Annotated in this window: 16 protein-coding genes; 2 read left to right on the forward strand and 14 right to left on the reverse strand. The window is 41.5% G+C overall.

The window, feature by feature from the left end; genetic code table 11:
• Positions 1-195: 195 nt before the first annotated feature.
• Positions 196-570 carry a DUF2752 domain-containing protein gene (locus tag G631_RS21640; RefSeq protein WP_442855807.1) on the reverse strand — a complete coding sequence of 125 codons (375 nt, stop codon included), beginning with the start codon at positions 568-570 and terminating at the stop codon, positions 196-198.
• On the opposite strand from G631_RS21640, the gene G631_RS21375 reads away from it, so the two are divergent.
• On the forward strand, positions 461-685 hold the full coding sequence (locus tag G631_RS21375) for a hypothetical protein (RefSeq protein ID WP_026489332.1): 225 nt from the start codon (positions 461-463) through the stop codon (positions 683-685). The genes G631_RS21640 and G631_RS21375 overlap by 110 nt on opposite strands.
• Before the next feature lie 140 nt (positions 686-825).
• Positions 826-1,128, forward strand: a complete 303-nt coding sequence (locus tag G631_RS18795; protein WP_196803851.1) for a hypothetical protein — start codon at positions 826-828, stop codon at positions 1,126-1,128.
• 187 nt (positions 1,129-1,315) lie between these two features.
• Here the strand turns inward: G631_RS18795 and G631_RS18800 are convergent, their stop codons facing one another.
• The 13 genes from G631_RS18800 to G631_RS18810 form a co-directional block, all read right to left on the reverse strand.
• Positions 1,316-1,615, reverse strand: a complete 300-nt coding sequence (locus G631_RS18800) for a DUF1858 domain-containing protein (RefSeq protein WP_026489333.1) — start codon at positions 1,613-1,615, stop codon at positions 1,316-1,318.
• A 186-nt stretch (positions 1,616-1,801) separates the two neighbouring features.
• Entirely contained in the window at positions 1,802-4,258 is a 2,457-nt protein-coding gene (locus G631_RS0110055) for an alpha-galactosidase (RefSeq protein WP_026489334.1), read from the reverse strand.
• A 34-nt stretch (positions 4,259-4,292) separates the two neighbouring features.
• Positions 4,293-4,853: a TetR/AcrR family transcriptional regulator gene (locus tag G631_RS0110060; protein ID WP_026489335.1), complete on the reverse strand. Its 561-nt coding sequence runs from the start codon at positions 4,851-4,853 to the stop codon at positions 4,293-4,295.
• Between the two features lie 108 nt (positions 4,854-4,961).
• Positions 4,962-6,401 carry an aminoacyl-histidine dipeptidase gene (locus G631_RS0110065; protein WP_035789644.1) on the reverse strand — a complete coding sequence of 480 codons (1,440 nt, stop codon included), beginning with the start codon at positions 6,399-6,401 and terminating at the stop codon, positions 4,962-4,964.
• Between the two features lie 198 nt (positions 6,402-6,599).
• Positions 6,600-6,956, reverse strand: coding sequence for a 50S ribosomal protein L20 (gene rplT, locus G631_RS0110070; RefSeq protein ID WP_013280184.1), 357 nt, complete (start codon positions 6,954-6,956; stop codon positions 6,600-6,602).
• A gap of 76 nt (positions 6,957-7,032) precedes the next feature.
• Positions 7,033-7,233: a 50S ribosomal protein L35 gene (gene rpmI / locus G631_RS0110075; RefSeq protein WP_026489337.1), complete on the reverse strand. Its 201-nt coding sequence runs from the start codon at positions 7,231-7,233 to the stop codon at positions 7,033-7,035.
• Positions 7,234-7,350: 117 nt separating this feature from the next.
• A complete protein-coding gene (gene infC, locus G631_RS0110080) occupies positions 7,351-7,890 on the reverse strand; it encodes a translation initiation factor IF-3 (RefSeq protein ID WP_081671313.1) in 540 nt (179 codons plus the stop codon).
• A 233-nt stretch (positions 7,891-8,123) separates the two neighbouring features.
• The gene (locus tag G631_RS0110085; RefSeq protein ID WP_026489339.1) at positions 8,124-8,411 is read right to left on the reverse strand and encodes a hypothetical protein; all 288 of its coding nucleotides are present in this window, start codon (positions 8,409-8,411) and stop codon (positions 8,124-8,126) included.
• Positions 8,412-8,528: 117 nt separating this feature from the next.
• On the reverse strand, positions 8,529-9,107 hold the full coding sequence (locus tag G631_RS0110090) for a hypothetical protein (RefSeq protein ID WP_026489340.1): 579 nt from the start codon (positions 9,105-9,107) through the stop codon (positions 8,529-8,531).
• Between the two features lie 124 nt (positions 9,108-9,231).
• Positions 9,232-9,753, reverse strand: coding sequence for a VanZ family protein (locus G631_RS0110095; protein ID WP_242829090.1), 522 nt, complete (start codon positions 9,751-9,753; stop codon positions 9,232-9,234).
• Positions 9,754-9,820: 67 nt separating this feature from the next.
• Positions 9,821-10,531 carry a flavin reductase family protein gene (locus G631_RS18805; protein ID WP_051197117.1) on the reverse strand — a complete coding sequence of 237 codons (711 nt, stop codon included), beginning with the start codon at positions 10,529-10,531 and terminating at the stop codon, positions 9,821-9,823.
• An 18-nt stretch (positions 10,532-10,549) separates the two neighbouring features.
• Positions 10,550-12,355 carry an oligoendopeptidase F gene (gene pepF, locus G631_RS0110105; RefSeq protein ID WP_026489342.1) on the reverse strand — a complete coding sequence of 602 codons (1,806 nt, stop codon included), beginning with the start codon at positions 12,353-12,355 and terminating at the stop codon, positions 10,550-10,552.
• Between the two features lie 61 nt (positions 12,356-12,416).
• Complete coding sequence (locus G631_RS18810; protein ID WP_051197119.1) at positions 12,417-13,163, reverse strand: HAD family hydrolase; 747 nt, start codon at positions 13,161-13,163, stop codon at positions 12,417-12,419.
• Positions 13,164-13,203: the final 40 nt, after the last annotated feature.

A 13,203-nucleotide genomic window follows, 5' to 3' on the forward strand; every position in this document is an offset into this window, starting at 1 on the left:
GCAAGCGCCACATGGCATTTTCTTAGATAAGATAATTAGCCGTCCTGCTTCAGACAACGCTTCGCATGCGCAGGAAAAACTGCCATGGAAACATTAGAAAATCGCATTTGCCATCTAAGACTTGCATAGGAAACTGGACGCCTCGCAAGCGCTGCCCTGGTGCGAGTTTTGAACCGTAGAATTCTTATGCATCTTTCAAGAGCGGATGTGGGTGGTTATGAAGTTATCGTAGGATGGAAAAAGTGTGGACATGAGGTTTTTGTGGAAAAAGGTCATTGGCTCATGGTTTGGGAACACGTAGATCATTCTCCATATGTAGATTGCGATTGTGGCAAGAGCCGTTAAGATTAAGAGTGGGCGAAGGGCAACTAGGCTCTTTCCCTGGATATAGCGCCTAAAGACCACACTGATCAGTGCGATGAGCCAGAGGGGATATACAGGATTATAGAAAAAGGCCCTTATGGGATGGAGGGTAAAAAAGCTAAAGAAAGCCCTCGTCATTCCGCAGCCAGGGCATGGAAATCCACAAAATAAGACTACAGGGCAAAAACGGTGGAAAACTATGGTCATGATAGCCCAGGCGCCAAAGATAAGAGACAGTGGCACAAAGTTTTTCTTTAAATCCACAGATATTCTATTTAAGGTGCTTCTTAAAATATCTCCCATTCCAGCTAACTTCCTTTAATTTATGATTCCATATATTTTTGTGTAATATATAACTGCTTATTTTATCATTGCTTAAACGTTTACAAAAATATCACATTTCCGTATAATAGTCTATGTGGTATTTTTACTAACACATTATTTCTTTGAGGAGGGAATTTAATGGACACTAACAACATGAATCAGAACCAGAATCAGCAGCCTATTTACACACAGCCTGTAGGTCAGCCCGAGGTTGAGACTCCAGTATCTGTAGGGGATTGGGTACTCACAATTTTGCTTATGTGTATTCCATGTGTAAACATTATCATGCTCTTTGTATGGGCATTTGGAAGCAGCGCTCCCAAGTCTAAATCCAACTGGGCTAAGGCTCAGCTCATCTGGGTACTTATTGGTGTAGTATTTACAATCATTTTCTATGTTGTATTTGGTGCTGCGCTTCTTGCTCAGTATGGTGGATACTAATTCTAGCATTAGACAATTAGTCTCATATGCAGCATTTGTAAATTAAGGCAAAAATTCAATGTTTTTTATTTGTTGTTACCCTTTTTGCCTTATTTTGAGGTGTTTTTTCACCATCAAATTTAATAAAGTTACGAAATGTAAAAAGCTGTTACCCCTAATATTTCAAAAAGGGGTAACAGCTTTGTTATTATGCGTTGTGCTCAGCAAGATACTCGTTCAGGGCATCAATGATCTCTTCGCTGTCGATACCGTGAACAGCACATGCCTCAGCAAGTGACTCCATCTGAGATGCTGGGCAATGGATGCATCCCATTCCGCACTCCATAAGGAACTGTGCTGCAAGTGGATGCTTAACAATAATATCGCCAACAAGCATATCTGAAGTAACAAGCTCTCCTGAAGCAGCCTGATCCTTAACTTCTTCGCTCATATTACTATCCTCTCTTTCCTCTTCACTTCCAAAGAACAAATCTTTTAATGTTCCCATTCTCTTTCCCTATTCAACTATATGAGTATGAACTACTCTTTCAAGCAATTCAATATTAGATTGTGCAAAATTTATTCTACTATCATGTATTCGATAAATCAAGAGGCTATAACAATAAATCTTGCATAAAGTAACAATGATCAGCTAATTAAGCCTACATTTGCTCTAAACAACTTATACATTTCCTCAGGCCTTAAGAGTACTGCCTTCGAATGTATAAAGCCTTGAATCTCCAGTTCTCATGATCCTGATATCCTGATCATAGCCAGTTCCTGCAAAACTAGGATTAAGGGCAAAACCGTGGCTAATAAGTGAGGCACCTGTTGCGCATGCCTTCTGCTCTTCGCCATTCATAGGAACCATCTTGTCCATCACATTGTGGATAATTCCATCCTGCTTGACATGAACTGGAGCAACTGCATTAACAAGGCTTCCAAAGTCCTTGAGTCTAAGTGGAACCACGCGGTTTGTAATATTGTAGATTTCATCTGCATCAAGGCCAACACACTTAATCTTCCTATAGTCGTTATTGGGCCTGCTACCTTTTTCAACAGCAAAAGCCACTGCCTGTGACTTATCCTTACTAACGATCATATAGCCATAATCTGGAAGTCTGTAATAATCTCCAAACTGGAAGACCTTTCTCCACTTCTTGTAAAATTCTACCTGGTCAGATATCACTTTTTTATCTGAATCTGACATCTCACAGAGATTCAGCTCGTAGCCAAAGCAGCCTGGACAGGCCACTTCAAACCTTGTCTCAAGAGGAAGGCTGTTAAGTGTCTGATGGTTAGGAGTTGCAGAAACATGTGCCCCTACTGTGCTTGCAGGATAGCCATAGCTGTATCCTCTCTGAATATCAAGTCTGCAGAAAGCATCTGTATCATCGCTGCCCCAAATCTGTGGGAAGTAGGACAAAATACCAAGGTCAAACCTGTTGCCACCAGCAGAACATCCCTCAAAGAGTATTTCAGGAAAGCTCTCTGTAAGCTCCTTCATGATGCGATAAAGGCCAAGATAGTATCTATGCTGGAATTCTCCCTGTCTGTCTGCAGAAAGGTCCTTAGAGAACCTGTCTGAAAAGATCCTGTTCATATCCCACTTTACATAGGACACGTTTCCTGCGGAAAAGACCTTCTTCATAGCATCTATTACATAGTCCTGAACATCAGTCCTTGATAGATCAAGATTCATCTGATTACGTCCAGTAGAATGTGGTTTGCCAGGCACTGTCACAGCCCAGTCAGGATGCGCTCTATAAAGATCACTATCCTCATTGACCATCTCAGGCTCAACCCAGATACCAAACATCATACCAAGTTTATTTATCTTATCAGCGAGCTCCTTGATACCACCAGGAAGCTTTTTCTTGTTCTCGTACCAGTCTCCAAGGGATCTCTTGTCGTCATCACGCTGGCCAAACCAGCCATCATCCATTACAAAGAGCTCAATTCCACATTTCTTAGCCTCTTTGGCCAAGTATAAAAGAGAGTTCTGTGTAAAGTTAAAATATGCTGCCTCCCAGCTATTTATAAGGATTGGTCTCTCCTTATCTCTCCAGGAGCCTCTTACAATGTGCTTTCTCACAAAGTCCTGCATTCTGATGCTCATGCCGCGATAGCCTTCATCAGAGAAAGCCATAACAGCCTCTGGAGCCTCAAATTTACTGCCAGGAGTAAGAAGCCAGTTAAAACCTACTGGCTGAATTCCAGCCACAAATCTGCTCATATTCTTGCTGTTAGAAGAAAGAGCTTCGTAGTGGTTGCCACTATATACCAGGTTAAAACCAATACATTCGCCATGGTCTTCACCGGCATCAACATCACTAACAATAACAAAAGGATTAGATCTTGAGCCGGACTCTCCGGCAGCAAGTTCCTCACAAACAACCTTGCCGCCCGTACAAACTGAAGTGTGCATGCCCATTTCATCTGCCCATCTGCCATGGAAAGATGTAAGTTTAAGGGCTGGTGTATCAAAATCAATCTGTGTACTAAGAAGTCTCTCGACTCTGACATCTACGTCGCTATCATTATAAAGAGTAGCACTTCTTGTTATGACATCGCTGTCAGCAAAGACAGTATAGATAAGTTCAAGCCTTGTGCCATATCCAGAATCCTTGAGGATTACAATAAGTTCTTGTGTCTTATCAGTATTAGCGCCACTTTCTGAACCTGCAACAGCTAAAGCGCCCGAATCATCATAGGATGACGGAAGTGTCTCAAGTGCCTGCCTGCCATCAATTACTTTAAAGCTATCATATAAAAAGTCAGAGGTTGTATTTCCATCTGCGTAGGTAAGCTCTATAAGCGGTTCTCTGATATCTCCTTTTCCAAAAGAAGACATCTCAAGGCCCAGCATTTCAAGAAAAACTTCAGGATGCTCGGCAGAGTAATTATTCATATTACCGCCGCCAAATTTATGGCTTGGCCCTATAGCGTTTGTGATGCTAAGAAGCCCATCCTTGCCAAGCTTAAATGCCTCCTCAAGGTTGCCACTTTCAAGGGCTCTTTCATAAGCCTTTTCTGAAATTATTGATTTTCCAAAATGAATATGTTCAAGATGTCCTGAACCTGTTTTTCTAAAAAGATATGATGTATGCCTTGTCTGCAGCAAAAATAGATTTCCATCTGCATAAATCATTTATATAAACCCTCCAATAACATTAAACTCTCTATTAGGCCTTAATTCCATTGATAAGTACATTTATCATCATATTAAGTGACTCTTCGTAGCTATACTGAGAGTTAGCCAATTCTTCTGAACTTAGGAACTTCTCAATAGCTCCCTCTACCATAAGCTTTATAAGCTCTATAGGAACTCTTTTTATAAGTCCCTCATCCATAGCCTGATTAAGGAGCTTAACAGTTTCTCCCCAGTCACTTTCAACCTTCTCGGCTATCTTCATGTATACCTTAGGATACTTTTCTTTTAACTGATAAACTCTTCTGAAGTCAATGTTCTTGTAGTTATCAGGAAGGCAGACAATGAGCTTGGAAATTTTTTCTATAAGTCCCAGGGACTCATCTGCCAGTATTTCAGCCTCTTTCTTTTTTACAGCAGAAAAACCATAATCTACAGTTGCAAAGAAAAGTTCATCCTTGTCATCAAATTCTCTGTAAATTGTCTTCTTGCTGATATGAAGCTCCTTGGATATATCATCCATTGTAAACTTCATTCCCTTCTGGTTGAACTGGTCAATAACCGCGTCCATTATGATCTGTCTTGTCTCTTCCATGCATGCCCTCCTGTAGCTATTGCTATCTCAAACCATCATAAACTCTGTAAAAAGAACTCCAAAGCCGCCGCAAACTATCTGGCGACCAGCCTGTATACTTCATAAATCTTACGCAAGTACAGCCTTCAAGTATTCCCAAACATTAGCAGCAGACTTAACTGATAACTTCTCAGATGCTGAATGAATATCCTGCATATCAGGTCCAATTGAAATGCAGTCAAGATCATCTATCTTCTCACTTAAGATTCCGCACTCAAGTCCTGCGTGAATTGCCTGAAGAAGTGGCTTCTTGCCATACATCTTCTCATATACAGAAACCATGTGGTCACGAAGTTCTGAATGCTGTCTGTACTTCCAGCCTGGATACTGGCCGCTAACGGTAACTTCAGCTCCAAAGAGTTCTCCAATTGTAAGGAGTTTACCAATAAGTACATTCTTGGAACTCTCAACACTGCTACGAACAGACTGTTCAAGTGTTACGAGATTTCCCTCTGTCTTGATGATGCCAAGGTTAAGGGATGTCTCCACAAGTCCCTCTACCATAGCGCTCATAGCCTGCACTCCATCTGGCATGATACTGATCATCTTGGCAAGAGATTCTGTTGATGTAGCTGAAAATGCATCTACAGCCTCGTTTTCTGAAATCTTGTCAAAAGAAATATTGATGTTATCATCCTTGCCCTCAAGCTCGCCCTTAAGCTCTGCAAGAGTATTATTTACTATATTTCTGGCTTCATCCACTTTGTCATTAGCTACAACAAACTCAAGGCTTGCTGTTCCTGGAATTGCGTTATCTGCTACTCCCCCTCCAATGCTAACAAGATTAACTTTTATAGCCTTGGAAAGGTTATTTAGAAGCCTTCCAGCGATAATATTGGCATTTCCTCTGCCGCACTTTATCATCTCGCCTGAATGGCCGCCAAGAAGCCCTAAAATGCTTGCCTTGCATAAAGCTCCAGTCACTGACTCTTTTGCCATTGTGACCTTGGAGTAAACTCTTGCTCCACCAGCACAGCTTGTGATGAATACACCTTCCTCTTCGTTATCAATGTTGATCATCTTCTTGCCTTTGAGGCCTGAAAGGTCGATAGCAGCTGCGCCATACATTCCTGTCTCTTCATTGGTAGTGATAACAACCTCAAGTGGTGGATGAGGAATATCCTTGGAATCAAGAAGTGCCAGGCAATATGCTACTGCGATACCGTCATCGCCGCCAAGGCTGGTGCCCTCTGCCCATACATATTCGCCATCTGTTGTAACTCTAAGTCCCTCGGTCTTCATATCTATATCGCAGTCGTCATTCTTGACAGCTACCATATCCATGTGTCCCTGAAGGATAACTGGCTCTTTGTCCTCGTAGCCTGCTGTTCCAGGTGCCTTGATGATGACGTTGAGCTCGTTGTCCTGAGTAACCTCTAATCCTCTCTCTCTTGCAAAAGAAACAATGTGGTCGCTAATCTGCTGAAGATTGCCAGAGCCATGTGGTATATTGCAAAGCTCCTCAAATCTTGTAAATACTTCCCTAGGTTGTAAATTCTCAAGTGCCATGATCTCGCCTCCAAATATGTTCTACATTCTATCAAAACTAAAAATATTAATACTAGTTGATCTCGATAATAAATAATATCAAAAGGGGTATCAAATACTCGATACCCCTACATTTTATCCTATAAAAACTATTAATACAATAAAAGTTTCCAGAATAAATATCATTCTGGAAACTTTTTATATTCTTGTGAAAATCTATTAAGCGATCTTCTCTTTTGCAAGCTCTGCAAGTGTCTTGAATCCGTCTGGATCGTTAACTGCAAGCTCAGCGAGCATCTTTCTGTTGATGTCTACGCCAGCAAGCTTAAGACCATGCATCATGTTGCTGTATGAAAGGCCATTGATTCTAGCTGCAGCGTTGATACGTGTGATCCAAAGAGATCTCATGTCTCTCTTCTTCTGCTTACGACCAGCAAATGCTGATGTAAGTGCTCTCATAACTGACTGCTTAGCTACTCTGTACTGCTTTGATCTTGCTCCTCTGTAGCCCTTTGCAAGCTTTAATACTCTATTGTGCTTCTTCTTGGCATTTAATGCGCCTTTAACTCTTGCCATCTTAATATCCTCCTAAAATAATCAAATAATACTGGTACTTCTAAAACTAAAACGCGAACTAACTGACTACCTACGATTAAGCGTAAGGAAGAATGCTCTTCATAGCCTTTACATTAGTAGCGTCAACGAGTCCAGCATGTCTAAGATTTCTCTTTCTCTTTGTGGACTTCTTTGTTAAGATGTGGCGCTTATACGCTTTGTTTCTCATGAGCTTGCCTGTGCCTGTAACCTTGAATCTCTTGGCAGCAGCTCTCTTTGTCTTCATCTTTAACTGCATAACTGAATCCTCCTGTGAATCTAAATAATTTTCTCTGCTATATAGACCAGATTGCTCCAAACACTAAATGCAATCCATAAATAGCATATCTATTTCCAACCAATAAATTGGTGAAAATCAATTCTTCTTCTCTGTAAGGAACATTGTCATACTACGTCCCTCAACCTTAGGCTGCTTCTCAATAGAAGCTACATCGTTAAGTGCCTCAGCAAAGTCTGTAAGGATGTGAACGCTGGCACCCATATGAGCCATCTCACGACCGCGGAAACGAAGTGTAACCTTAACGCGGTTTCCCTTCTCAAGGAACTTTCTGGCAGCATTGACCTTAGTATTCAGATCGTTAGTATCAATGTTAGGTGAAAGTCTGATCTCTTTGATCTCAACAGTCTTCTGTTTCTTCTTGGCTTCCTTCTCCTTGCGAAGCTGCTCATACTTGAACTTGCCGTAATCAACAACTCTGCAAACAGGTGGCTTAGCTGTAGGAGCGATCATAACAAGATCTACACCCTCATCATCTGCAACCTTTCTAGCATCCTGGATAGACATTACTCCGAGCTGCTCTCCGTCGATACCGATAACCCTTACCTCTTTGGCTCTGATCTGATCGTTAATAAATAATTCGCTAATGGCCTTATACCTCCAATAATACGTATGCACTCAGTGCATAAAAAAAGTGGACACATCGCAATGTATCCACCTGAAATCAAATCAAACACAAATAGAAATTTGTATCTAAAAGATATTAACGCCTGCTAGCTAAGCCGCAGGGTGAGAGCGGATACTCTGCTTTGTTTTCAAATACTGACATAATATAACACAATTACAAGTATAATGTCAACACTTATTTCTTTTTCCTGTAAAATAATCAAGCAAATTGCGCGGACCAAGGCTCATAAGTCCTGAAGTCTCATCATGAAAATAGAATATTCGTCATTCTGATAATCAAGATCAGGTGAATTCTCTCCACCACCATTAGTACTGCGCTTTATCTCAGCGTAGAACTCCTCACCCTGATTGACTATATCCATCACGGTCATAGGAAGGCCCTTGTCAGTAGCTATCTTGCAAAAATCTGCTATAGGATTGTCTGATTCTCTGGTTCTAATAAGAGCCTCCTTAAGCTTTGGATTCTCTTTTGCCATATCAAGAAGTTTATCCAGCTTATCTGTTATCATCATAGCACGCCTCCTATATATACTTCTTTACCACAAATTCTTACTGACAGCAAGATTTTTTGGATCAATCCATTCCAAACAAAAATGCAAGTGCCGAAAATATAATCGGTATAAGACATACTAGTTTTTTCTTATTATCCGAGTGTATTCCTTTTGTAATGCTTTTTTCTCAAAAGAGGTATAACCCTTAGCATTAATATCCCTTATAGCAAACAAAAATGAATAGTTCTCATCAAGTGCCTGATTTACTGTTTCATAGAGCTGTGTTGATTCTTTGAGGGCATCTATCTGTTCATTGTATTTTGCTCTATTGCTCATATAAATCGCGCTGTTCACAGCTTTTCCTATAGTTCCTATCCTGGGAATCGTATCATCATTAACTCTTTTACTATTCAGGCTAAATGTATAAACATGTCCGTCTCTGACAGCTAAAAAACCATGTATACAAAGACTTCGCATATAATTCCCACCAGCAAAAAATGCAAATCCTACAAAGAATGCAACCGTAGCAGCTATGAGCATCACTATACCTCCATCAGTAAGGCTTCCTCTGCTAGTCGTAAAAAGCTTTATGTTGAGGATCATATAAAGTGTCGGTAAAACAGCCATCGCAGCGCCAAACACCATTTCTATGTAGGCTATAGGCATAACCCTGTCAAATAATAATATTTTTAATTTATTGTTTCCCATATCTTGCATAAGTAAATATTTCTCCTTATTAAATAGTCTACACAATATACAAACATCCCAAGAATATTGCTGCAAAAAAGATTTGCTTTTTAAAAAGAAAATTGCCTGCCGCAAAAGCAGCAAGCAACAAAAACTATCTGTTTCTAATGTTTGACAATGGCCTGAAAATGGTCATTCTACCTGTCCAGCCTACAATTCTGGTCAGTATCACGCCTAGGAGAACTCCGCAGCTGTCAATCATCACATCTCTCTTCTGAGGGCTGCGTCCTACGGTAAAAGATTGATGGAATTCATCAAGGCCTGCAAAGGCGACGCAGAAACCTCCTGCAAAGAACACAAGCCATAGCCCTCTTACGCCAAATACGTAGAGAGGAAAAGCTACTGAAACCGCCAACAAAAAGTACTCTGTAAAGTGGGCCGTTTTCCTGATGTAAAACTGGGATTTTTCAGACAACTGACTGATTTTCTCGCTGCTCCAGCCCTTGTCAAAAACTTCATTGGCTACAGTAAATGCCTTGACGCCTACCTGATAGCTGAGCTGAGAGCTGGTGGCTCCGTCCTGCTCTGAAAATGAGAATATCAGGATCATCATTATGATTGCGGGCACAAATGACAGTGGCTTTAATACAAACCGCAATGTTTGCTTTATATACATCCAAAAATATTTCATAACCTACAATTACTCATTACTGTTTTCTATAATTTTGTATTTCCTTACTTCTTTATTTATTCTTTTCTATGCTGTTTTTTTCAGTTTCTCTATTTTTTCCAGTTTTGTTTCTAGACTTATTCTTATCCTTCGACTTTGTTTTTCCCTTGGATACTGGCCTTTCCTTGGCTGCCGCAGGATTTTTGCCACCCTTTTTTGTAGTCTTCTTGGCAACACTGTAGCCGAACTTTCCAAGTTTCTCGCCCAGCATAAAGTATTCGCCGTGGGAATAAGCTACAAGTTTGGCCTTGCCAAGGTCGAGTCTTCCCTTGTCGTCAAGGAGCTTATCATCCACAGAGACAGAAACCACTTCAGCTATGAACATGTCGTGGGTTCCAAGTTCTACAACCTGCTTAACCTTGCACTCTATGTTAACAGGGGACTCTTCGATCCCGGGAGCAGAGATTTTCTGAGACTTAAGTGGAGTCAGCTTCATCTCTTTAAACTTGTCTAAGTCGCGACCAGACTTTACTCCGCACCAGTCCGCTGCATAGGCAAGTTTCTTGCTGGTAAGGTTCACCACAAACTCACCTGTATCCCTGATGATATCGTGAGAAAATCTCTCCTTGCGGACAGATATAGAAAGCATGGCAGGATCACTACAAATAGTGCCTGCCCATGCTACAGTTATTATGTTTGGAGTCTCGCCCTCTCTGCCGCAGCTCACCATTACTGGTGGAACCGGATAGAGCATATTGCCAGGGCGCCATACCTCTTTTGCCATATCTAATAAAACCTCTTATTATAGCTCTTTTACAGCCTCTTCCATCTCAGAAATTGCCTCGCCAAATACAGCAAGAGCAGAATCAATAGGAGCCTTGGTTGTAAGATCAACACCTGCAATCTTAAGAAGGCTTACAGGATCCTGTGTGCATCCGCTTGATAAGAACTTCTTGTACTGCTCAACTGCAGGAGTACCCTCTTTAAGGATTCTGTCTGCAATAGCAACAGCAGCTGCAAAGCTTGTAGCGTACTGATATACATAGAAGTTGTAGTAGAAGTGAGGAATTCTGCACCACTCCCAGCCAATCTGAGGGTCAGAGATCATATCTTTTCCGAAGTAATCCTTGTTAAGGTTAAGATATACATCGTAAAGAGCCTCTGCTGTAAGTGGAGTTCCAGCCTCAGCCATCTCGCAGGTCTTTCTCTCAAACTCTTCGAACATAGTCTGGCGGAACATTGTTCCCTTGAAGCTGTCAAGGAAGTGATTGATGATAAATGCCTTCTCTTTAGCATCCTGTACGTGATCCTTCATGTAGTGATAAAGAAGAACCTCATTAGTTGTGGATGCAACCTCAGCTACGAAGATCTTATAATTTGCATCAAGAATGTTCTGTGTCTTGTTAGAATACCAGGTGTGCATTGAGTGTCCCATCTCGTGAACAAGAGTGAACACATCATCAAGAGTATCGTTATAGTTAAGGAGCATGTAAGGGTGTACATCGTAGGTACCGCCTGAATATGCGCCGCCTCTCTTACCTTCATTCTCAACAACGTCGATCCATCTGTTGTCATAAGCCTCTTTTACCACCTTGAGATAGTCATCGCCAAGAGGTGCAAGTGCCTTTAAAGAGAGCTCTTTGGCCTCCTCATAGGAAACCTTCATATCAAAGTCAGGGAGCATTCCAACGTATACGTCGTACATGTGGAGCTCGTCAACACCAAGGAGCTTCTTACGAAGTGTTACGTATCTGTGCATCTTGTCCATGTTGTCGTGGATTGACTCAAACAAGCTGTCGCAAACAGCAGGAGAAACGTCGTTGCCATCAACTGCTGCCTCGAAAGCAGAATTGTACTTACGAGCCTTGGACTCGAAGATACGGCCCTTAACTTCTCCATCGTACATGGCAGCCCATGTGTTGCTGAATTCCTGGTATCTGCCGTAGAAAGCCTCGAAGGCATTCTTTCTAAGCTCTCTGTCCTTGGACATCTGAACTGGTACGAATCTTCCGTTTGAAAGAGATACCTCTTCGCCCTTTGAATCCTTGACTGAAGGGAACTTAAGGTCGGCGTTTGAAAGCATTCCGTAAGCCTTCTGTGAAGCACCCTGAACCTCAGATGCGCTGGCAAGAAGCTCTTCCATCTCGCCTGAGAGCATGTGATTCTTAAGTCTTCTGATCTCTTTTATCACTCTCTTATACTTGGCAAGGCCCTCGCACTCAGCGTAGAACTTATCAAGCTGGTCATCTGTAAGCTGAAGGATCTCAGGATTGATGTAAGCTGTCTTCTCAGAAGCGCCCACAATTGCTGACATTGCACGCTGCTGAAGTGACTGATACTTGGAATTAGCTGTATCCTGATCTTCTCTCATATGAGCATAGCCGTAAACATTGTCTGTTACGTGCTCAAGTTCCTCATAAAGAACGAACATGTCAAAAAGAGTCTGTGCGCTCTCTGAAAGTTTTCCTTTATATGAAGCAATCTTATCTGAAATCTCTGATATTCTGTTAAAATCAGCCTCCCACTTGGACTCATCGGCATAGATGTCCTCTAGTCTCCAGGTAAGTTCAACTGCGACTTCGTCACGTTTTGGTAATCTGTCCTGCATAAATAAACCTCTCTTATATGTTATTTGCCATTTACCGCCTGGATTTGGCCTTTTCGTCCCATCAGGGCAAAATCCGGCGGATATCTCCATCTCCTACAATAACTGGCATAAGCCTTGAGCCCTTTACTCCAAGCTCAGAAAGCTCATTGTCAATTTTCTTTTCAGAAAAGTCGTAGGTGTTTAAAAAGACGCTTTCCATGCCATTTTTAAAGGCTACACCCACGTCGCTGAAAATATCATTTCCTATCATAACACACTTCTCATAAGATAGGCTGTTTTTTGTTAGAAGACGCTGTAAAAATTCTTTCTGTGGCTTTTTTATGCCCTGATCTGAGGATATGAATATGTCATCGAAGTAGTCTGTAAGTCCTGAATCCGAAAGCTCTTTTTCCGTAAATACTCTCTGGGCATTTGACAAAAGATATATGCCCTTACCCATTTTCTTTAATTTATCAAGAGTTTCTGTGACTCCCTCGTATACCACAAGCTTATCTCTAGAGGCTTCTCTGAAAAATATGCAGAGGGCGCGGATTTGATTATTACTGCAGTCCTCGTGCACCAGTCTTACCCAAACCTTTTCAATCCTGATCTCAGGGAACTCGACTCCGCTTTCTTTTGCCAGGTTCTTCTCTTCCTCAGCGCAGATTTCAAGATATCTCTGCCTGAGAGCCTTTGGGGTATATTCTACTGCGAAGTTTGCTTTCAGGTAGTCCGTCATCTTCTCCCAAAGGGTAGGATCCTCCTCATCGGTGTGGATATCGATGAGGGTTCCATATAAATCAAAAATGTAATTTTCGTACTCTTTCATAACGTTTCTCCTCAACTATTTACAGTCTGACTCTATGGCC

This window comes from Butyrivibrio sp. XBB1001 (assembly GCF_000424505.1).
Classification (GTDB): Bacteria; Bacillota; Clostridia; order Lachnospirales; family Lachnospiraceae; genus Butyrivibrio.